This window comes from Flavobacterium sp. GSA192 (assembly GCF_006386525.1).
In the GTDB taxonomy this organism is placed as follows: Bacteria; Bacteroidota; Bacteroidia; order Flavobacteriales; family Flavobacteriaceae; genus Flavobacterium; species Flavobacterium commune.
Window position 1 is genome coordinate 427,663 of record NZ_VAHC01000002.1, and the last position, 22,004, is coordinate 449,666.

15 protein-coding genes are annotated in these 22,004 nt (G+C 34.7%); 4 read left to right on the forward strand and 11 right to left on the reverse strand.

What is annotated here, in order from left to right:
* The 5 genes from FDM27_RS05875 to thiL all read right to left on the reverse strand — a co-directional run bounded on the left by FDM27_RS05875 (window position 1) and on the right by thiL (window position 10,964).
* Window positions 1-3,339, reverse strand: coding sequence for an alpha-amylase family glycosyl hydrolase (locus FDM27_RS05875; RefSeq protein ID WP_140485574.1), 3,339 nt, complete (start codon window positions 3,337-3,339; stop codon window positions 1-3).
* A 64-nt stretch (window positions 3,340-3,403) separates the two neighbouring features.
* Window positions 3,404-4,519, reverse strand: coding sequence for a SusE domain-containing protein (locus FDM27_RS05880; protein ID WP_140485575.1), 1,116 nt, complete (start codon window positions 4,517-4,519; stop codon window positions 3,404-3,406).
* Between the two features lie 25 nt (window positions 4,520-4,544).
* Window positions 4,545-6,158, reverse strand: coding sequence for a RagB/SusD family nutrient uptake outer membrane protein (locus FDM27_RS05885; RefSeq protein WP_140485576.1), 1,614 nt, complete (start codon window positions 6,156-6,158; stop codon window positions 4,545-4,547).
* A 38-nt stretch (window positions 6,159-6,196) separates the two neighbouring features.
* Window positions 6,197-9,181, reverse strand: a complete 2,985-nt coding sequence (locus FDM27_RS05890) for a SusC/RagA family TonB-linked outer membrane protein (RefSeq protein WP_255510493.1) — start codon at window positions 9,179-9,181, stop codon at window positions 6,197-6,199.
* 736 nt (window positions 9,182-9,917) lie between these two features.
* Window positions 9,918-10,964, reverse strand: a complete 1,047-nt coding sequence (gene thiL, locus FDM27_RS05895) for a thiamine-phosphate kinase (protein ID WP_071184545.1) — start codon at window positions 10,962-10,964, stop codon at window positions 9,918-9,920.
* A 195-nt stretch (window positions 10,965-11,159) separates the two neighbouring features.
* Here thiL and FDM27_RS05900 point away from each other — a divergent pair, with 195 nt between their 5' ends.
* Complete coding sequence (locus FDM27_RS05900; RefSeq protein WP_140485577.1) at window positions 11,160-11,642, forward strand: DinB family protein; 483 nt, start codon at window positions 11,160-11,162, stop codon at window positions 11,640-11,642.
* A gap of 109 nt (window positions 11,643-11,751) precedes the next feature.
* Here FDM27_RS05900 and FDM27_RS05905 read toward each other — a convergent pair whose 3' ends face one another.
* The 4 genes from FDM27_RS05905 to lepA all read right to left on the reverse strand — a co-directional run bounded on the left by FDM27_RS05905 (window position 11,752) and on the right by lepA (window position 15,308).
* On the reverse strand, window positions 11,752-12,711 hold the full coding sequence (locus FDM27_RS05905) for a helix-turn-helix transcriptional regulator (RefSeq protein ID WP_140485578.1): 960 nt from the start codon (window positions 12,709-12,711) through the stop codon (window positions 11,752-11,754).
* A 157-nt stretch (window positions 12,712-12,868) separates the two neighbouring features.
* A complete protein-coding gene (locus tag FDM27_RS05910) occupies window positions 12,869-13,234 on the reverse strand; it encodes a type II toxin-antitoxin system VapC family toxin (RefSeq protein ID WP_071184548.1) in 366 nt (121 codons plus the stop codon).
* The gene (locus tag FDM27_RS16040; RefSeq protein ID WP_157499507.1) at window positions 13,224-13,394 is read right to left on the reverse strand and encodes a hypothetical protein; all 171 of its coding nucleotides are present in this window, start codon (window positions 13,392-13,394) and stop codon (window positions 13,224-13,226) included. Before FDM27_RS16040 ends, FDM27_RS05910 begins: the two co-directional genes overlap by 11 nt.
* Window positions 13,395-13,511: 117 nt before the next feature.
* Window positions 13,512-15,308: a translation elongation factor 4 gene (gene lepA, locus FDM27_RS05915; protein ID WP_140485579.1), complete on the reverse strand. Its 1,797-nt coding sequence runs from the start codon at window positions 15,306-15,308 to the stop codon at window positions 13,512-13,514.
* Between the two features lie 232 nt (window positions 15,309-15,540).
* On the opposite strand from lepA, the gene dusB reads away from it, so the two are divergent.
* Together dusB and FDM27_RS05925 are read left to right on the forward strand one after the other, a co-directional pair.
* On the forward strand, window positions 15,541-16,533 hold the full coding sequence (dusB, locus tag FDM27_RS05920; protein ID WP_071184550.1) for a tRNA dihydrouridine synthase DusB: 993 nt from the start codon (window positions 15,541-15,543) through the stop codon (window positions 16,531-16,533).
* 83 nt (window positions 16,534-16,616) lie between these two features.
* On the forward strand, window positions 16,617-16,910 hold the full coding sequence (locus tag FDM27_RS05925; RefSeq protein WP_140485580.1) for a hypothetical protein: 294 nt from the start codon (window positions 16,617-16,619) through the stop codon (window positions 16,908-16,910).
* A 24-nt stretch (window positions 16,911-16,934) separates the two neighbouring features.
* Here the strand turns inward: FDM27_RS05925 and FDM27_RS05930 are convergent, their stop codons facing one another.
* Window positions 16,935-18,134: an ABC transporter permease gene (locus tag FDM27_RS05930; RefSeq protein ID WP_181161639.1), complete on the reverse strand. Its 1,200-nt coding sequence runs from the start codon at window positions 18,132-18,134 to the stop codon at window positions 16,935-16,937.
* A gap of 3 nt (window positions 18,135-18,137) precedes the next feature.
* Window positions 18,138-18,530 carry a 30S ribosome-binding factor RbfA gene (gene rbfA, locus FDM27_RS05935; protein WP_071184553.1) on the reverse strand — a complete coding sequence of 131 codons (393 nt, stop codon included), beginning with the start codon at window positions 18,528-18,530 and terminating at the stop codon, window positions 18,138-18,140.
* Between the two features lie 166 nt (window positions 18,531-18,696).
* On the opposite strand from rbfA, the gene FDM27_RS05940 reads away from it, so the two are divergent.
* Window positions 18,697-21,858: a UvrD-helicase domain-containing protein gene (locus FDM27_RS05940; RefSeq protein WP_140485581.1), complete on the forward strand. Its 3,162-nt coding sequence runs from the start codon at window positions 18,697-18,699 to the stop codon at window positions 21,856-21,858.
* The last annotated feature ends 146 nt before the right edge of the window (window positions 21,859-22,004 follow it).

The following is a 22,004-nucleotide window of genomic DNA, read 5'->3' on the forward strand; positions in this document are numbered from 1 at the left end:
TTATTCTTTTATAATAGTTATACTTACAGGATTTTCCAGCTCAACTTTAGCGAAATACACTGCCGAAGCCAATTTCCCTAAATTCATTTGCACCATTTGATTTACTACTGGATAACTTTTATTAGAAATTAATTGTCCACCAATGGAATACAAAGCAATGTTGACTTCATTTTTAGAAGTAGGAACTGCAATGGTCAAAACCTCCTGAACCGGATTAGGATAAGCTAGCACATTACCCAAATTATCTGCAATGTTTTGTGTATAGATTCCCTCGCATGGAACTGCTGTTTTTACAACTAAAACATCTCCTTTTTGAACCTCAACTGAAAAAATAGATTCGTTAGTTTCAAATTGAGTAACCCCATTCAACTCCACCTGATAAGGCGCTGTTCCTTCGGCTATTTCTATTGCCAATTTATTCGAAGAAAGGGTCGATTTTCCAACTAAAGTTCCTCCAGCATTGATGGTAATTGTAAAGCATTGTTCGAATGTTTTTCCTGTAATGCTTATACAAACCGGATAACTACCCGGAGCCAAATTAGAAACCGTCAAATTATTATTTACAAAATTGTAATTAGTTCCATTGATGTTGGCAACATAATCATAAGATTGAAGCGCAGTGATACTAATTTGCCCATTTTTTTTATTGGCACAAGTTTCTGATTTAGCCTCAACCGTAAAATTATCCGAAGGCAAAACAAAAGGAACAGTAGCAGCAAATGCGGGTTTGTTACCATAAATCCGAAATTGACCGGCCGGAATAGCAATAGTAGCATTCACATTGGTTACATTCAATATTGAATTATCCATCAAATTGTACCATTCGCCTGAATAAGGAAATCCGGTTGCAACATTTTGGGTTGTCACATCAAAATTGCTCAAAATTACCACATCTTTCAGACTAGTTGTTGGCAAAGTGGCATCGGTAATTTTAATTGTTTTTGTTAGCGAATTAGCACTATTTATAGTTGCCGTTCCTAGAAAAACCGGCTCTTCGGTTTTAAGCTTAATCATTCGGGCCCAATCCGAATAAATTTTAGAGCGATTGTCATTTACTAACCAATTATTTGTCCATTGTGGTTGAGGCTTGGTAGCCAATTTACAATCGCCAGAAGTAACATCCGAATCTGAATTCACAGTTCCATCATTACAGGTAAAAATGGAATTTTCGAAACCTAATTCCCCAAAATGCCAAATCATTTTTGGCCCCGGAATCAATAACGATACCGCTCCAATAGCCGACATTCGAGACAAAGCTGTATTTAGGTTTCGCACATTGTGAGTAGCATTGGTAGTATTTCCAAATTGAAGATTTTTATACATCAGCCGTTCTTCATCATGGCTTTCGGCATAACCCATTAGCCTGTTTTTAGTAAATCCTCTGCTACTGCTGTTCATTCGGGCAATATTTGAGGCATACCCCATTGACAAATCGTTGTACTCATTAGTCATTTTCCCCCATAACATAATTCCTTTACTTGGCGATTCAGCAATTCGATAATTAGCCCATTGTTGTTCCTCGGCATCGGTACCCAGATGTTCAAAAATGGTGTAATGTGTTGGATCCAAATTCCAGGAATAATCGGCATAGGATTTTAAAACATCTACACGATCCTGTTGGTAAGCATTGGTACAACTTTCATCAGAAGCGGTACAATTTTGAGTAAAACCTTTGGTCAAATCCCAACGAAATCCATCAATATGATATTCCTGAATCCATTGTTTAATTACTCTTTTTACATAATACTGCGTTAAGGCTTGTTGATGATTAAAATCTTCACCAACATTGTAAGTATGTTTAGCAACGGTATTAAAATAAGGGTTTTCAGTTGAAGGACTTCCCCAACCATCGCCATCAGCATCATTCATCCACATGCGTACCATTGGATTTCGACCAAAAGCATGATTCAAAGCGACATCCAGAATTACTGCAATACCGTTTTGATGGCATTTATCAATGAGTTCTTTTAATTTTTCGGATGTTCCATAAAATTTGTCCAAAGCCAAGTGGAAAGAAGTGTTGTAACCCCAACTTTCATTGCCTTCAAATTCCATTACCGGCATTAAATAAATCGCGTTTATTTTCAGGTTTTTGAAATAATCAATTCTGTCAATTAAACTTTGATAGTTTCTTTTAGCATCAAAATCTCTTACCAAAACTTCATAAACTACCAGTTTTTCTTTATCCGGTTTTACAAAATTAGTGGTCGCAGCACTCCATGAGTAAGGGGTTTGCCCCGTTTGTAAAACAGTGACTTCACGTTCCTGCCCTGTTGGGTAAGACGGTAAGTCAGGATAGGATGCAGCCGGAATTGCAGGATCATCAAAAGGCGATAAAACCAGAGTAGAGTAGGGGTCGGCTGTTTTGACCATCGTTGGGGAATTAGTCAATGGTGATTGATCAACCACCCAATATTGGTAGGTATAATTCGTTCCGGAAGTCAGCCCGCTTAATTCCAACCAAAATTTTCCCGTTGTGGGATCTTTTTTCATGGCATAAGCCGAAGTAGGCTGCCAATTATTAAAACTTCCAGCGACATACACAAAGTCTTTCCCCGGAGCATTCAAAACTAAAGTTGCCTTAGAATTATCGGTAGTATTATAATTAATTCCATCCTCCAAAGCAGTAGTCATTGCTTCCAAAACAGTATTCGGATTAATAATAACTGTAAATTTCTTAGTTATAACAGTTGCTCCCTGCGTGACTTGCAATTCATAATTTTGATTAGCGGTAATTCCCGAATGTGTATAAGAAAAAGAAGCGGTACTGCTGTTAGAATTTAGCGTTGTTCCATTAGCTTTTAAAACATAGGCAGCATTCCCACCAGTATTAGTGGCCGAAACAGTAAAATTAGACCCCGAAGTTACAATTGTGGTGCTGTTTTCTGACGGAGCAGTGAGTGTCAATTGAAAACCACCCACTTCTGCAAAAATATCCTGCGATTTTTTATCTCCGGTTCCATTTTTGGCTTTTATTAAAAACCCAATTTTACCCAATGCTGTAGCATTATAATAAGTAGCCGGCGTTATGGTTTTTGTATAGGTGTCGGTTGCGGCGTTGTAGGTAAATTTACTCGCTTCGGAAGAAGCCTCCCAAGTTCCGTTATCCGGAGTTCCTTTGGCAGTAGTATCATCAAGACCAAAAGCCCAAGCCCACATATACAGGGCATTTCCAGTGACACCCCAGCTAGATTCGTTAATACTATTTCCGTTTATAGTTATAGTAATTGCTGTAGTTTCTTCAAAAATAGCAGGACTTACTGAATAAGTCACTGTTTGCTGTTGGGCAAAAGCTATAATTGAAAAAAAACTACAAATAAGAAGTAGTGTTTTTTTCATGATAGTTGGTTTAGGAAAAAAAAGGCTATCTGATGATAGATAGCCTTTTCATTATTTCATTAATTTATTGCTGATTAGGAATCATCAGATAACTTCCGTCTAAATCATTAAAATAGACTTTGTATTTTGACTTGGCTACAGGAATATTCCCTCCGCTTGTTCCATTACCCGGAAAAGCTGAAAAAGCAGTATCTCCACCCCAGTTTACATCCCAGGCATTATTTGCTCTGAATTTAGCTTCACCATCAAATAAGCTTACAGTAATTGTCCAGATATGAGGGTCAAAAGTAGATTGAACCATATCAGTATCATCGTTCCATCCTGCTTCAGTTCCTGTTCTTGAAGACCCTATTAATCCAATGGTTGCATGCACGGTTGCTGCCGAAGCATCATAAGGATTCAAAGTATAAGTCAAGGTTTGGGTATCTATTGCAAAAGTATAATAACCTGCGGTTGGAATGTTAAAACTAGCCGGATCGCCATCGGCATCTGTAGCTCTGTACACTAAGTTTCCTCCTTCGCCTCCATACATGGGTGCCCATTTTCCTAAAGTAGAAATTACTTTGAAATAACCTGCTTTGAAATAACCGGTGTATTTATACAGTTTTGAATTGCTACCGCTTCTAAACAAAGGTTGGTTTCCTTTGTTATTATCCCATCCTGCAACTGTGGCATCTCCTACCAAATACCAATCGGTAAATGGATAAGTTACTAATCCGGAATAGGCAGTAATACTGATGGTAATGGTTTCCTCCGTTTCCATTGCTGTACTTCCAGCAACATTGCATTTTACTTTTACATCAAACATTTTAGCTGTTCCTGGTACTGCGCCCAATTCGATTGCAGCCTGATTTAGCGTTTTAACACTAATGGATGCCTGAGTAATATCATTTGTACTTGCTAATGTTTGAGCATTGGCAAAATCACCATCTTTTACATCCATCAGTAATGAATAACTCACTACTACATCATGAGAATATGCTGCTGGATTCCATTTGAACAAATCGGCTTCATTGTCCGCATTATTTTCGGTAAGTACAAATGTTTTTCCTGTTACAGGTAAGGTCATTTCGGGAGCTGAAACGCTCTCAAGAATTGGTCTGTTGTCAACATCATCAGCGTTACATGAAACGGCTAAGATGCTAATCAACGCGATTACTATTTTAGATATATTTTTCAATTGCATCGTTTTATAAATTAAAAAATTAGTTTACGTAACCTATATTTTGTTCCAATGTTGGATTTGCCTGAATAATTCGGGAAGGAATTGGCATTAAATCTCTATAAGATTCGGTTGCAGAACCATTTGCTGTTCCGCCTTTCCATTGCCAGATTTTACTTCCTCCGGTGAATTTTCCAAAACGGATTAAATCAGTTCTTCTATGGCATTCCCAGAATAATTCTCTTCCTCTTTCATCTAAAATAAAATCAAGAGTTAAGTCGGATGCACTTATTGATGCAGCATCAGCTCTGTCTCTCAGTTGGTTGATATAACCCACAGCTGTCGCAATATTTCCTGAAGATGCTCCTCTAACAGTTGCTTCGGCATACATTAAATACACATCAGATAATCGATACATTGGAAAATCAGTATCCGGAATATCATTTCTTTGGGCAGCAGAACCATCCGCTTTTTTGTTGATGTATTTAGTAACCGCATATCCATTTGTAAAAGTTCCCACATTGGCAATATCCAGCGTTTGTCCATCGGTATAAAAAGTACCTCGTTTATCGGCAGTGGCAGTGGCATCAGGAAAAAGTGAAACAAACTCTCTACGAGTTCTGATTCCAAACCATCCTCCGTCCATACCTCTGGATGCAGCATCCATACTTCCTCCAATAGAAGCGTGCAAAATAAAACTCATTCCACCACCTGTAGCTCTTATGGCATTACCATCACTTACAATTGGAAAAATAAATTCGTTTTGAGCTCCATTGGTATTGTTATCAGCAGAGAATAAATAACGATAAGGAACATTAGCAAAAGTATATCCGGAATTGTTGATGATGTCAGCACATACAGTACCTGCCTCATTAAATCTTTCGGTTCCTGTATAAACTTTAGAATTCAAATAAATTTGTGCCAATAAAAATTTAGCTGCCGTTTTATCTACTCTACCATATTCATTTGTTCTTGAAGCCGCAAGACTATTATCTAAGTCTTTTAATTCTGATTCGATAAAAGCAAAGACTTCGGCTCTGGTTTTTTGTTCCGGATAGAAAAACCCAACAGGATCATTCTCAGTTGTGATAGGCACATTTCCGAATAAATCCATCAAATTGTAGTAGGAGAAAGCTCTTAAAAAACGAGCCTCGGCTCTAAAAGTGGCAATTTCAGCTTTTAAGCTTGCATCAACACCTCTGCTGTTTAATTTCTCATCGGTTGTTTGTCTTAAAAATTCATTCGCCACACTAATTTGATAGAAAGCTCTTGAAAAAGTTGCTGCTAAAAACTCATTGGCAGGAGACCAGTTTTGAGTGTTTAATGTAGGTAAAGTTCCGTCGGCCCAGGCAATAATAGCTTCGTCAGTAGGGAATTCCTGCACTACAAAAAGCAGTCTTAAATAACTACTGAAATCACCTCCAATTCCGGCAATATCTGCTGATCCGTCTCCATCATTTCCTCCTACATACAAACCCGCATATAGCTTAGCCAATACTTGTTTGTAAGATTCAGGATTTTCAAAAAACGTTTCCGATAAAAATTCATCGTCATCGTCTGGTGTTACATCTAAGTCGTTGGTACACGAAGTAAGCGCCATATTTAACCCTAAAATCAATAGGAAAAAATAAGATATATTTTTAAATGCTATTTTCATTTTATTTCTTTTTAAAAATTTGTTTTTCAGTTCACTTATTAGAAATTCGCATTAACACCAAACAAGAAAGTTCTTGCTCTCGGATATACATTATTATCAATTCCGTTGAATTTCTCCGGGTCTAAACCGTTGTATTTTGTAAGTACAAGAACGTTTTGAACTCCCGCTGTAAATCGTACTGAAGCCGCTTTAAATAGTTTTTTATCAAAGGAGTATCCCAGAGTGATGTTGTCCAATTTTATAAAAGAAGCATCTTTTACATAATAGTCAGATAAGTATCTGGAAGTACCGTTATCTTCAAAAGTGAAACCTGTATTCAGATAATCAATACTTACGTTTGATAAATCGGTTTGTCTTCTTAAACCTGCATCCGAATAACCTAAATTAGAACTCACGTTATCAAAAATATAGTTACCCAAGCTGGCTCTCCAGTTCATGGTAAAGTCAAAATTTTTGTAGTTTACAGTTGAGAATAAACCAAATGTATAGTCAGGTGCCGGTTTGTTAGCTCTATAACGATCGCCATCATTTAATGTTCCATCATTATTTCGGTCAACATAAGCTCCTGCAATTGGTTTTTTATTGGCATCATACAACTGCTCGTACACAAAGAATGACCTTGGAGTAAATCCTACTGAATTGATTTGTATTTGATTTCCTGCACCACCTGCAATATTATCTCCTGTAGGATACCCTTGAAAACCAGGAACTGAAATCCCTAATTTATCTATCTTTTGATCGATATAAGTGGTATTGAAAGCAAGATTCCAAGTTAGATTTTCATTTTTAATAATATCCGACTGAATATTAAATTCAACTCCTTTGGTTCTCACGCTACCAATATTAAAGAAACCTTGATTTCTAATATTCGCTCCGTCAGGAACTGCAATTTCAGCTAATAAATCAGTCGATTTTTTATCAAAATAATTGATAGATCCTGTAATTCTGTCGTTAAAGAAACCATAATCAATACCTACGTTAGTCTCGGCCAATTCTTCCCATTTAATATTTTCATTATAACCTTCCGGTCTGGCAGTTGAATAAACTGTGTTTCCAAAAATATACTGTGAGCTTATAGTACCCAGTGTAACTCTTTGTAAGTAATCATACTGAGCCGAAATGTCCTGTTGTCCTGTTGTTCCATAACCTACTCTTAATTTCAAGCTTGATAAAGTTTCATTGTCTTTTAAGAAAGATTCTTCGGCAACATTCCATGCAAAAGCAGCTCCTGCAAAATTCCCCCAACGGTTAGCTTCAGAAAAACGGGAAGTTCCGTCTCGTCTATAGTTTAATGTCAATAAATAACGGCTGTCATACCCTAAATTCAAACGTCCAAAATAAGATTGAAGATTGATATTCGGATCAGTAATAACATCTTCTTTAGGATTTGGCTGTCTGGTTTCTCCGGATTCGTATTTTTCTTTTTGGAATAATTGGTAGTTATAACCCGCCGTAGCATCAATTTTAAACTTGCCTACATCTTTAGTGTAATTAAAGTAGGTATTTAAGTTTTTATTTTGAAGCATATCAGTATAACTGGAGTAATTTCCTAAATTGACCCAGTTTCCTGAGCTAAAAGCATTCGGCTGAAATCCTAAAGGACTTTGTGTACTTACTTCAGTATATCCTTTGCTATCAAATCTATCAATACCTGCTTCAGCAACTACTCTTAAATCTTCAAAGAAATGCAATTTATAATCCAATCTAACATTTCCCCATTTTCTGGTAGAAGTAGCTCTTCTTTCATCCTGATTTAGTCTTGATACAGGGTTTCTTGCTGGTAATAAAGGTAAATTTCCATTAGCTTCTAACCATTCAAAATAACCACCATAACGAGAATTGGCATCATAAACCGGTTGTGTAGGATCAAAACCAATAGCGCTTCCAATTACAGCTCCTTCATCCTGAAATTGATTTTTACCGAAAGACATATTTCCGCTAATATCAATTCTTAAATGATTATCAAATAAAACAGGATTCAAAGAGATAGAAGTTGTAGTTCTTTCAAAAGAAGTATTTCTTAAAAGCCCTGAATTATCAACATTTCCCACAGATAAACGTATTGGTAATTTATTAAACAAAGCACCACTTACGGAGATGTTGTTATTCATTGTCAATGAGGTATGGAAAATTTCATCCTGCCAATTCGTATTTGCTGTTCCTAATAAAGCTTTTTGAGCATCAGAACCTTTCTCATTTACTAAAGCCCGAAACTGATCAGCACTTAAAACATCCACTTGATTGGCCACAGTATTAACACCTAACTGAGAACTAAAGTTTACTTTCACGCCGCCTTTTGTTCCTTTTTTAGTAGTAATTACAATTACCCCATTGGCTGCACGCGAACCGTAAATTGCCGCTGCAGAAGCATCTTTCAAAACAGTAAAAGATTCAATGTCATTTGGATCAATTGTAGAAAGAATACTGGTAGCACCGCTTGGCACTGCATTACTCAACGGAAGTCCGTCCAATACAATTAAAGGCTCATTCGACGCTGATAAAGACGAACCGCCACGGATTCTAATGTCTGCTTTTGCACCAGGAGCTCCTCCGCCAGTTACATTAACCCCCGAAATACGACCGCTAATTAAACTTTCCGGAGTGACATTGACTCCTTTATTAAATTCTTTAGCTGAGATTTGGGATACTGAACCCGTTGCGTCTTTTTTCTTTACCGTACCATAACCCACCTGTACTACTACTTCTTTTAATTCGCTAAAATCTTCGGTTAGTACTACTCTAAGATCTTGTCCATTAGCGGGTACTTCTTTTGAAGTAAATCCAATAAAAGAAAATTGCAATACAGCAGAGTTGCCTGATAGCGGTAAAGTAAATGCGCCATTTACATCTGTTATTGTACCAATAGTTGTTCCTTTGATTAATACACTTGCCCCAATTAGCGGTTCTCCTTTTTGATCTACAACAAGACCGGAAATCTTTTTAGTTGCAGTTTGGGCAACTAGGTTTGGTACAATAAATAGCATGTTACATAATAGTAAAATGTAATACATACTGTTTTTCATTTTGACCATAATTTTTTGTTTTTGGTTGTTAATAATTTTGGTTTTACAAAATCGTTAATGTGTTTTAGTTTGTAGTTTAGAAACAGTATTTCGATTTCGATAATGTAAAATTAGATGGATTTAACAGCCTCAATTTTAACAACAATAAAAATGTAGTTAAATGAGTGGTTTTTTTATTGTAAACACCCTAAAAATCAGTAGTTTGTGCTTTTTTTGTATTTAAAAAAAAGTAGTGAATATGTAGTTAAAAAACCGAGTTTTAGTTGTTTTTTTGCCCTTTTAGTAAATAGTTGAATTAATGAGTAAATAATTGTATATTAAACAATTATTTCTTTAATTAATTATAAAAAATACAATTCAAGTTACGAATAAATATATTCTTAATAAAATTTTTAGTCAAAAAAAATAACTTGAAAAAATGCGGTATAACAGTTATATAATGGCAGAGAGTTCCTTTTTGAGGATGATTAATTTTAAAGCCAAATGATGCCTTGAGTTCAATAAGTTAGCAATAGCCTGATGATGCAACAGTTCTTTTATTGGATGAATTGTTGCGCTATTATGAATACATTTAATAAAGTTTCTGAATTTGATTCAGTATAAATTTTTGGTGTAAACCAAATTTATGCAGGTTTATTCTTGTCTTTTTTAGGATTTTAGTATTAAAATAGAGTGATAAAAAAACGGCAATCCAAAAATAAATTTCAGATTGCCGCTTGTTTAGATATGGGTTTTATTATTCGCTCAGGGCATTCCAGCCACGCGCTTTTAATGGAATTTTAGTGTTGGCTCTGGTTACAAGGTGAATTCCTTCGCTTTCTTCGGTCATGTGACCAATGATAGAGAAGTTAGGATTTCCTTTGATTTTGTCAAAATCTTCAATTGGGATGGTGAATAATAATTCGTAATCTTCGCCACCGTTGATGGCTACTGTAGTGCTGTCAATATCAAATTCTTCACACACATTGATAAATTGCGGGTCTAATGGTAGTTTGTCTTCGTATAAATTACATCCCACTTTTGACTGCTTGCATAAATGAATAATCTCTGATGATAATCCATCTGAAATATCAATCATTGAAGTAGGTTTTATTTCTAAAGCATGTAATAAAGTACGAACATCTTTGCGGGCTTCGGGTTTTAACTGGCGTTCAATTAAATAAGTATATAATTCTAAATCAGGTTGCGAATTTGGATTTACCTGGAAAACCTGTTTTTCTCTTTCTAAAACCTGTAATCCCATATAAGCTGCTCCAATATCGCCAGTAACAACTAATAAATTAGTAGGCTTAGCACCATTTCTATAGACGATTTCTTCTTCATCAGCTTCGCCTAAAACAGTAATACTGATGATTAATCCTTTTTGTGAAGAAGTAGTGTCACCGCCAATAACATCCACTTTGTACTCATTGGCCGCCAATGTAATTCCGTGGAATAATTCTTCTAAGGCCTCTAGTGGAAAACGATTCGAAACCGCAATCGAAACTGTAATTTGAGTGGCTTTGGCATTCATGGCGCAAATGTCTGACACATTCGATACTACGGCTTTGTAGCCTAAATGCTTCAACGGCATATAAGCCAGGTCAAAATGAACACCTTCAACCATAATATCAGTAGAAACCACTACTTTTTTGTCTTTGAAATCTAAAACAGCTGCATCGTCACCAATTCCTTTTAAGGTAGAAGCCTGATTGATTTCAAAATTTTTAGTCAAATGGTCTATCAATCCAAATTCGCCCAATTGAGCAATGCTGGTACGTTGTGGGTTTTTATCTTCAATCATAGTTTGTAAGTTTCAAAGCTGCAAAGATACAATCCCGAAGCTTCGGGAGCAAAGGTTTTGACCAATTAAAAAATCTATTTGGAGGAATAATAGCTTGTATTATTTTTTTTCGAAAAAAATAAAAATACTACTGACAAACTGTTGTCACCAGCTGTATCTACTTTTGAAGAAGTAAAAAATTAAAACTTTAAAATTATGAAAACACTAGCAGCACAAGTAATCATTCCCGAAGATTTATTGCAACATTGGCAAGGACACCGCGCCTTGACACGTCGTGTAATTGAAATATTTCCCGAGAAAGACTTCTTCGAATTTTCAATTGGCGGAATGAGACCTTTTTCAAAACTAGCAGATGAACTTTTAGCTATTGCAGCGCCTGCTATGAAAGGAATTGTAAATAGAGAAGTTCAGCCTTATAATGAAGAAGGAAGAGAAAAATTAATTTTCAAAGCCCAATATCTGCAAAAATGGGATGAAGCTACTGCTGAAATTAATAAATATTGGCAACAATTATCTATTGAGGATTTTAATGAAACCTTTAATTTGTTTGGTCAATATGAGTTCCCAATCATTCAGAACATTCTATATTTTATTGATAATGAAGTGCATCATCGCGGTCAGGCTTATGTGTATCTGCGTGCTTTGGGAATCGAACCTCCTTTTTTCTGGGAAAGATAAAATTTGATTTTCACCATTAAGAGATTAAGAAAAATTTAGACTTAACTCATCTTAATCTCTTAATGGTTTATAAATAAAACATTAGATGAATTTCGTTTTAGGATCTTTTTTATAAAAGTCGTTGTTTGTTTATTTCCAGTAATTCCAGAATTCTGGTTTTCAATCCTTCTGGTTCTAATATGGTGGCGTAATCGCCAAACATCAAGTACCAACGCGAAAATCCTTCCAAGGTAGCACAAGACATAAAAGTCATTTCGATTTTGTTGTCGATTTTCTTTTCAGAAACAAAGCCGTGGTACTTTCGTTCAGAGCTTAAATATTTGGCAATTTTTTTATCTACAAGAATTCGAATTTTAGTAGTCGGAATATTTTTGTTTTTATCCAAATAGGTTTCTAAAGCCTCATGTTCTATCGAGAAAGGAATTACTGTTTTTTTAATTCCGTGTACCCGATCAGTTCGAAATTGACGGTAATCCTTTCGCAAATGACAATAGCCTAGCATGTACCAATTATTGTTATCGTGAAAAACACCAACAGGCTCAATATGTCGCATCGTAATTCCATCGGCATCAATGGCTTCATACGAAAGAATTACTTGCGTTTTCTCGGCGATGCTTTCAAAAATGGTGGCTAAAGTATTCGGTGATTTATCATTAAAAAGTTTCTCCGATGTTTGCATCAAAACATTCGATTCAATACTGGAAACCCAATCTTTATCATCACTTCGAAGTACGGCTTTTAGTTTATACATTGCCGAAGCATAATGATTACCAAGAGTCACATCCGTAAATTTCTGCATTAATTTTTCTGCCGCAATAAAGCTACTGGCTTCTTCTCGGGTAAACATTACAGGCGGCAATCGATAACCTTCCATTAAAGCATAACCAACACCTGCCTCACTATAAATAGGAACTCCCGAAGCTTCCAGCGTACGGATGTCTCTATAAATAGTTCGTAAACTCACCTCAAAACGATTGGCCAATTCCTGCGCTTTTACAATCTTTTTGGATTGCAATTGAATCAAAATGGCTACAATGCGGTCAAATCGTTTTGGAGATTCATCAAACATGAGTATGATTTTTTACTTCAAAGATACAGTTTTGCTGTTTTTGGAAATTGAATTTAAACAAAAAACCTGACAATTTTCATCATCAGGTTTTCTCTATATTCTATAAAAAACTAGTCATTCAGTTTAAGAACCGCCATAAACGCCTTTTGTAGAATATCTAATTTTCAAGTAAAATTAAATCTAACTCTTCAACGCTTTTAAATCCTTTATCTGAAGTAATTAATGGGATTTGAAAAATAATACTTGTTGAGGCAATTATTGCATCGGGAAGTTTTATAGAATACTTCTGCTTTAATTTGATAGTTTGAAGTTTTATGTCTTCACTAAAATTGAAAACAAAGCTGTCTTTTAATAAACCTTTTAAGGATTTTTCATCTTGTTTAGAAATGTTTTTATGACCTAGAAGTTCTATTTCTGAAATAAAAGAAATACCAAAATTATAATTCAAAAAGGGTTCTATAAAAGGCTTTCCTTCGTGTAAATAAATCAGAAAATTAGTGTCGGCTAAAAAGTCAATCTTCATTTTTTCTTGTTTCCAATTGATATTCTAATCCGTCAATATTTCGTTTTAGTTTCCCAAAATGTTTAGAAAGGTTACCTTTTTTAGAAGCAGATTTCTCTTTCTTTTCTAAAATAGAATCAATTTCTTTTTTGGTGTTTTTCTTTTTTATAATTAAGACCATAACTAAAATTTTTATTAAAGTTAAGAAATTTAATTGACCTAAATAAAAAACCTGACAATTTTCATCATCAGGTTCTCTCTATATTCTTTGTTCTTTCTTCTATTTTCTAGAAAAAAACTAGTCATTCAATTTCAAAACAGCCATAAACGCCTCTTGCGGAATTTCTACATTTCCTACTTGACGCATACGTTTTTTACCTTTTTTCTGTTTTTCCAATAATTTACGTTTACGTGAAATATCTCCACCGTAACATTTTGCGGTAACGTCTTTACGAAGTGCTTTAATCGTTTCACGAGCGATAATTTTTGCTCCAATTGCAGCTTGAATTGGAATGTCAAATTGCTGTCTCGGAATTAACTCACGCAATTTTTCTGTCATTTTTTTACCAATGTTATAGGCGTTGTCTTCGTGAATTAAAGCAGAAAGCGCATCCACGTTTTGACCATTCAACAATACATCTAGTTTAACCAATTTTGAAGTTCGCATTCCAATTGGAGAATAATCAAAAGAAGCATAACCTTTAGAAACTGTTTTTAAACGGTCGTAGAAATCAAATACAATTTCGGCCAATGGCATATCAAAATTCAATTCAACTCTTTCAGTCGTCAAATAAGTTTGATTAGTAATTAATCCACGTTTTTCGATACACAAACTCATTACGTTTCCAACAAAATCGGCTTTAGTAATGATGGTTGCTTTAATATAAGGTTCTTCTACTCTGTCCAGTTTTGATGGTTCCGGTAAGTCAGAAGGATTGTTTACAATTAAAATGGTATCCGGTTCTTTTTTAGTGAACGCATGATAAGAAACGTTAGGAACTGTAGTAATTACAGTCATGTCAAATTCACGTTCTAAACGTTCCTGGATAATTTCCATGTGCAACATTCCTAAGAATCCGCAACGGAAACCAAAACCTAAAGCTGCCGAGCTTTCCGGAGTAAATACAAGCGAAGCATCGTTCAATTGTAATTTCTCCATAGAAGAACGCAAATCTTCGTAGTCTTCAGTATCTACAGGGTAAATTCCGGCAAAAACCATTGGTTTTACATCCTCAAAACCTGTAATCATATTGGTAGTTGGAACTTTTGCATCAGTAATAGTATCACCTACTTTTACTTCTTTGGCTTCTTTAATTCCCGAAATTAAATAACCTACGTCACCAGTTGAAATTACATTTTTAGGAACCTGATTTAATTTTAAAGTTCCCACTTCGTCAGCAAAATATTCATTGCCGGTAGCCATGAATTTGATTTTCTGACCTTTTTTAATCTCACCATTTACCACACGGAAAATAACTTCGATTCCACGAAACGGATTGTAATGAGAATCGAAAATTAAGGCTTGTAGTGGTTCTTCAGGATTTCCTTTTGGAGCAGGAATTTTTTCGATAATGGCAGCTAAAATATTTTCAACACCAAAACCGGTTTTTCCCGATGCGTGAATAATATCTTCTAATTTACATCCCAATAAATCAATAATGTCGTCACTTACTTCCTCAGGATTGGCAGATGGTAAATCTACTTTATTCAAAACCGGAATAATTTCCAGGTCGTTTTCTAAAGCTAAATATAAGTTCGAAATGGTTTGCGCCTGAATACTTTGTGCAGCATCTACAATTAAAAGTGCACCTTCACAAGCGGCAATCGAACGGGAAACTTCATACGAAAAATCTACGTGTCCCGGAGTGTCAATCAGGTTTAGGATATATTCTTCGCCCTTGTATTTGTATTCCATTTGGATGGCATGACTCTTAATGGTAATCCCACGTTCACGCTCCAAATCCATGTTGTCCAGTAATTGCGCCTTTTCCTCACGAGCTGTAACGGTTTGTGTAGCACCAAGAAGTCTGTCAGCAAGTGTACTTTTTCCGTGGTCAATATGTGCAATAATGCAAAAATTTCTTATCTTTTTCATTTTGTCTAAATATCAATATTGTATATCCTGCTGTTGTTTTTGTTTTACAAAAGATGTCATTTCAGTCCCTAACGCAAACTCAAAAACCAGCCGATTAATCTGCAAATATACGCTAAATTCGCTAGCTTCAAAGTTTATAATTTATAAACTAAAAGCTTTATAATTAAGTCTTTCCTGATTCTTCCTTTATCTTTTCATCTAAAAGTTGTAATTTTGCGCCAAATTTCAGAAGATGATTAAGATAGGCAACATAGAATTACCCGATTTTCCACTTTTACTTGCACCTATGGAGGACGTGAGCGATCCGCCATTTCGTAGATTGTGTAAAATGCACGGAGCCGATATGATGTACTCTGAATTTATTTCTTCTGAAGGTTTGATTCGTGATGCCATTAAAAGCCGAATGAAATTAGACATCTTCGATTACGAACGTCCGGTAGGAATCCAGATTTTTGGTGGTGATGAAGAAGCGATGGCATTGTCATCAAAAATTGTAACAACAGTAAATCCGGATTTAATTGACATCAACTTTGGTTGTCCGGTTAAAAAAGTGGTTTGTAAAGGTGCTGGTGCTGGAGTATTGAAAGATGTTGATTTGATGGTGCGTTTGACAAAAGCCGTAATTGATAGTACTAATCTTCCTGTAACGGTAAAAACCCGTTTGGGTTGGGATGATAATTCGATTAATATTGATGAAGTTGCCGAACGTTTACAGGATATTGGTGTGCAGGCTTTGAGTATTCATGCGAGAACTCGTGCTCAAATGTACAAAGGCCATTCGGATTGGTCACACATTGCAAGAGTAAAAAACAACCCTAGAATTACTATGCCAATTTTTGGGAACGGCGATATCGACAGTCCTGAGAAAGCATTGCATTATAAAAATGAATACGGTATTGACGGTATCATGATTGGTCGTGCTGCTATTGGTTATCCTTGGATTTTTAACGAAATAAAACACTATTTCAAAACAGGAGAGCATTTGGCAAAACCTACTGTTGCTGATAGGGTGGAAGCAGTGCGTAACCATTTAACCTGGGCTATGGATTGGAAAGGAGAGCGATTAGGAATTGTTGAAACCCGTCCTCATTATACTAATTATTTCAAAGGAATCCATTCGTTTAAAAGCTACAAACAAAAATTAGTGACCTTAGATCATCCGGAGGAATTATATGCTGTCTTGAATGAGATTGAGGAAGCATATTCAGGTTATGAGTTGGTGTAAAAAAAGCAATTGTACTTTTTTTCTTTCAATTAGTTTTTGATACTATATTTACAAGACATTAAAACAATGTTTTGAAATAGATTATGGAAAATCAACAAGCAAAAAAGTATATCAAAATATTTGGGAGAATTATTTCTTGGATTTTCCTTATTTCTGTTTTGTGTAGAATCTTTTTGAGAGATTATTATGCAAGAGAAGATCATGATTCTGTTTTCTTAATCTTGTTTTGTTTAGGAATAGTCTATTTGATACTTCTATTTAAATTTGATAAAGAGAGATTTATTGAAGAGGTAAAACCTAGAGTTAGCCAAATAAAAAAAATACTGGCCAGAATTATTGGTATTTGTACTAATGGGGGTTTTTATCTTTTTTTATAATAGAAACCTAAATTGAATCTTTATCTAATCCAATAACTTTTCACTCACACGACTACTTGCAATTAACGAAGCGATAAATCCAAGAGTAATAATTGTAGCCATTACTATTAAAACATTTTCGATAGAGAAAACAACAGGATAAGCAAGGGTTGGAGTAATCATAATCCACTCAAAATGTTGTTGTAATAACACAATTATAATTCCTATAGCGAGTCCAATAAGTCCGCCGAAAAAGCTCAATAAAGTACCTTGCAATAAAAATATTTTACGCAAATTTTTGATTTCAGTTCCCAGATTAAAAAGGGTTTTCAGGTTTCCTTTTTTGTCAAGAATCATCATAATTAATGCTCCAATCAGGTTGAAAAGGGCAACAATAATCACAAGGGTAAATATTAAATACACGGCAATATTTTCGGTATTCAACATTTTGTATAAGGATTCATTGAGTTGCGCTCTATTTTTAACAGTTACTTTTCCTTTAAAGATAGTGTTTAGTTTTTCGATGATAGCGTTTTCATCAACATTAGGCTTTTCTTTAAGTTCAATTCCCGAAATTTGATTGGGTTTGTATTCCAGTAATTCCTGAGCCAAATCTAAATTGGCAAAAACATATTTGGAATCTAAATCTTCATTAATGGCGTAAATCCCTATCGGGAAAATCTCCGATGAATTAAATGCCTCTTCGGCATTTTCTATGTTTCCTTTACCGGCTTTTGGAACTAAAACTTCCAAATGTTTATTGAAGTCGAGTAGTCCTAACGAAAGTTTTTGAACCAGACCAAAACCTACAACTACTTGATAAGTATTGTCTTCAAGCCATTGACCGTTGTAAATAATTTTATTGACGTTGTTGACTTTGCTGTAGTTAGAATCAACTCCTTTGAGGTAAGTTACTTCCTGTTTGTTGTCAAAAGTAAATAAAACGCGTTCCTCGATAATTTTAGAATAAGAAACAACGCCATCAATTTTTTTGATTTGTTCTTCCTGATCAGGTGTGACAAAAAACGATTTTCCTAAGGTGCTGGTTATTTTTAAATCAGGATCAATATCATTGCTAAACGAAAGGCTAAAAACTTTCAGTCCGCTAAAAACCGATAATACCACAAACAAAGCCATCGCGCCAACAATGATTCCCATGCTCGCAATGCGATTAATAATGTTAATGGCATTGTTTTTACTGTTGCTACGAATGTAGCGTTTGGCTATGTATAGTGGGAAATTCAATTGCTAGAACTGTCTTCTTTTTTCTAATAAATCTCTGTTTTCAATAGGGTTTTCCTGGTTTTTTAGTGCATTGTCGATTTTTTCGATGTAATCCAAAGAATCATCAATAAAGAAAACCAAATTAGGAACTCTGCGTAATTGTTTACGAACTCTTTGTGCTAAATCATGCTTAATTAAGGTCGTATTCGATTTAATTCCGTCCAATGTTTCTTGTGCTTTTTCCTGAGGAAAAATACTTAAATATACTGTAGCCACAGATAAATCAGTAGTCACCGACACTTTGGATACCGAAATAACCAAATTACTAACTCCATTTTTTCTCACTTCACCTTGCAAAATATCCACCAAATCTTTTTGGATAACTCCGCCTATTTTTTTCTGTCTGTTTGTTTCCATACTGCAAAAATACTACTTTTAAGCATTAAAAATGCAATTTTATAGTTTCTGATTTTTAGGAGCTATTTCCCGCTATCCGCTTTATCTCTTGTATTTGCTAACGCAATACAAGAGGATGCCGCTTCTATCGGGGCTAGGGCATTGGATAATCAACAACAAAAAGTTTATGCAAAGACATTCCTTTTCTATATACGACGCTTCTGCAGGTTCTGGAAAAACCTATGCATTGGTCAAAGAATACCTGAAAATCATTTTAATTGCTCCAAAAAATGATGCGTATCGCAATATTTTGGCTATCACTTTTACTAATAAAGCGGTACACGAAATGAAAAGCCGTATCGTAGGTAGTTTGTCTGAATTTGCAAAAGAGGAGCCTTCAAAAAAAGCACAGGATTTAATGCGGGATTTAGCTATCGATACACAACTCTCGTTAATCCAAATTAAAACCAAATCAAAGCAAATCATCAAGCATATTATTCATAATTATGCCGCTTTTGATATTTCGACAATCGATAAATTCACGCATAAAGTGATTCGTGCTTTTGCCCACGATTTGAATTTGCCAATGACTTTTGAAGTTACTTTAGATACCGAAAATTTGTTGACAGAAGCCATAGATGCCATTATTGCTCAAGCCGGTGAAGACGAAACCTTAACTAAGCTGCTCATCGATTTTACGATGGAAAAAACCGATGACGATAAATCCTGGGATATTTCCAGAGAGATAATGGAAACAGGTAAGTTGGTTTTGAATGAAAACAACCGAAATGAAATTACTCAATTTCATGATAAATCCATTGCAGAGTTTGTTGAAATTAAGAAGAAACTGCTTGTAGTTTGTAAAGATTTGGAAAAGGAAAATGTAGCCTTTGCCGAAGCTGCATTGTTGTTAATTGAAAACAACGGAATTGATTTGAAATCTTTTCCATATGGAACCTTTCCAAAACATTTAGATTTTATAGCTAATAACGATACGAGACAAAACAATCATAAATTTGAGACTTTTGAATCAATTAAAATTAAAAAAGGATCAAAAGATCAATATGTAATTGAACAGATTATTCCTGAATTACTTTCAACTCTCTCAACAATATATATTAATAATGAAAAAGTAAATTTCTATAGAGCTTTCCTGAAAAACATAACGCCGCTTTCATTATTGAATACGGTGAGTAATGAGTTGGCTAAAATCCAAGAGGAACAAAATGTTCTTTCGATATCCGAATTTAATGCTATTATCCATCGTGAAATCCAGAATCAACCGGCTCCTTTTATTTATGAGCGATTAGGTGAGCGGTATCGACACTTTTTTATTGATGAATTTCAGGATACGTCGGAGATGCAATGGCAAAATTTGATTCCGCTTATCGATAATGCGCTTTCGGGTCAGGATGATTATGGAGAAAAGGGAACTTTGATGATTGTGGGAGATCCTAAACAGTCAATTTATCGTTGGCGTGGTGGAAAAGCGGAGCAATTTATTGAATTGAGTAAAGACAATAATCCGTTTAATAATCCGGATAAAAAATTAGAACATCTGGATAAAAATTACCGTTCCTATTCTCAAATTATCGAATTTAATAATGATTTTTTCAAGTTGTTATCATCTGAATTTGAGCATCCAGATTATAAAGATTTATACGAAAATCATAGTCATCAACATATAAATGACAAAAAAGGAGGTTATGTCAATATTTCTTTTATTCCAAAGACAGAAACAGCTGAAGAAAGTGAGGAAGAGGTGTTAGATAAAACAGAATTATATGTTTTAGCTACTTTAAATACAATTCAAAAAGTTTTAAAACAAGGTTTTGAATACAAAGATATTGTGATTTTAACCCGTAAAAGAAGCGAGGGAATTGCAATTGCTAGTTATCTGACGGAGCAAAATATTCCGTTGTTGTCTTCAGAAACTTTGATGATTCAAAATGCAACCGAAGTTAGATTGATTATTCATCTTTTAAAATACCTTAAAAACAATGCCGATTTAGAATCGAAAGCCAATTTCTTGCATTATATCGCCAAAAATATTCAAGACCAAATGCCTGTTCATGATTTTATAGCTAAAGGAATGCAACAAAAACAAGAAGCTGATTTTGAAAAATGGCTGATGAGTTTTGATATTTCGCTTTCGTTTCAAAATATTCGAAAAAAGTCTCTTTATGAAGCTGTTGAGATTATTGTTTCGAAATTCCTTTCTACCGCTAATCAAATAGGCAATGCTTACATACAGTATTTCTTAGATATTGTCCTGGAACGCGATGTGCGCAATCAGGCAGGGATAGCTGATTTTTTGATTTTCTGGGATAAAAATGGAGAAAAATTCAGTATTCCTTCGCCAGAAGGGAATAACGCAGTTCGAATTATGACGATTCATAAATCGAAAGGCTTGGAATTTCCAGTTGTAATTATGCCTTTTGCAGAAGAAGATTATAATAGAAAACCAAAAGATAAGTTGTGGCTCGATGCTGAAGAAATGGATTTAGGTTTACCAAAGGCTTTAATCGATAATAGCAGTGCTGTGGAAGGCTTTGGGGAAGAAGCTAAATTGGTTTATGATCAAAAAAAGCAGGAAGAATTGTTGGATAATGTAAATGTGCTTTATGTTGCTTTGACACGTGCAGAAGAACAATTATATGTTGTTTCTAATATGAATTTGTCCAAAAAAGGAGAGATTCCAAAAAATAATATGTGTGCTTTTTTTATTAATTATTTGATGAATAAAGGGCTTTTTGATGAAAGTAAATTGGAATATGGATTTGGAAATAGAATAAAAATTTCTTCAGAGACAAAACACATTGATACTTCGAAACCAATTGAAAATGTTGCTGTAACATTAAATCCTAAAAATATCAAAATAGCTCAAAGAGAAGCTTTAATGTGGGGTACTCATCAGCAGGAATCGATAGAATATGGTAATGTAGTTCATGAAATTTTGTCTTTTGTAAAAACAAAAAAGGATGTGGATTTAGCAGTTGATAAGGCAATTGAAAATGGCTTGATTAATTCAACACAGAAAGAATTGGTTTATAAAAAGATTCAGGAAATTGTAAACCATACAGAATTGGAATTGTTTTTCGCAGAAGGAAATCAAGTATTAAATGAACAAACTATTGTACAGAAAAAAGGGGCTGTTGTAAAGCCTGACAGAATGGTAATTACACAAGAGAAAGCCGTTTTTTTACTGGATTATAAAACAGGTATTCCTAACGCAAAATACAATAGACAGTTAGAGGATTATCAGTATGCAATTGAGCAGATGGGATTTAAAGTTCAAAAGAAAGTACTGGTTTATATAAGCGAAGATATTCAGGTTGTTGGGCTTTGATTTTGCATAATAATTGTATTTGATGTTATTTTGTTAGTTTTTTTATCGTAAAAAAGTTGATAATTTCTTATTTTTAGAAGTTTTGTTAATATAGTAAGCTTGTTGTTAAAACTCATTGCTGTATTGAGTTTGTGGTTCTTTTGTAG

Coding starts and splice junctions, on each gene's coding strand:
- FDM27_RS05910 (WP_071184548.1), bottom strand. CDS start 13,234: ATGAAGATTGACTTTTTAGCCGACACTAATTTTCTGATTTATTTACAC.
- FDM27_RS05875 (WP_140485574.1), bottom strand. CDS start 3,339: ATGAAAAAAACACTACTTCTTATTTGTAGTTTTTTTTCAATTATAGCT.
- FDM27_RS05905 (WP_140485578.1), bottom strand. CDS start 12,711: ATGTTTGATGAATCTCCAAAACGATTTGACCGCATTGTAGCCATTTTG.
- FDM27_RS05940 (WP_140485581.1), top strand. CDS start 18,697: ATGCAAAGACATTCCTTTTCTATATACGACGCTTCTGCAGGTTCTGGA.
- FDM27_RS05900 (WP_140485577.1), top strand. CDS start 11,160: ATGAAAACACTAGCAGCACAAGTAATCATTCCCGAAGATTTATTGCAA.
- lepA (WP_140485579.1), bottom strand. CDS start 15,308: ATGAAAAAGATAAGAAATTTTTGCATTATTGCACATATTGACCACGGA.
- thiL (WP_071184545.1), bottom strand. CDS start 10,964: ATGATTGAAGATAAAAACCCACAACGTACCAGCATTGCTCAATTGGGC.
- FDM27_RS16040 (WP_157499507.1), bottom strand. CDS start 13,394: ATGGTCTTAATTATAAAAAAGAAAAACACCAAAAAAGAAATTGATTCT.
- FDM27_RS05885 (WP_140485576.1), bottom strand. CDS start 6,158: ATGAAAATAGCATTTAAAAATATATCTTATTTTTTCCTATTGATTTTA.
- FDM27_RS05925 (WP_140485580.1), top strand. CDS start 16,617: ATGGAAAATCAACAAGCAAAAAAGTATATCAAAATATTTGGGAGAATT.
- rbfA (WP_071184553.1), bottom strand. CDS start 18,530: ATGGAAACAAACAGACAGAAAAAAATAGGCGGAGTTATCCAAAAAGAT.
- FDM27_RS05890 (WP_255510493.1), bottom strand. CDS start 9,181: ATGAAAAACAGTATGTATTACATTTTACTATTATGTAACATGCTATTT.
- dusB (WP_071184550.1), top strand. CDS start 15,541: ATGATTAAGATAGGCAACATAGAATTACCCGATTTTCCACTTTTACTT.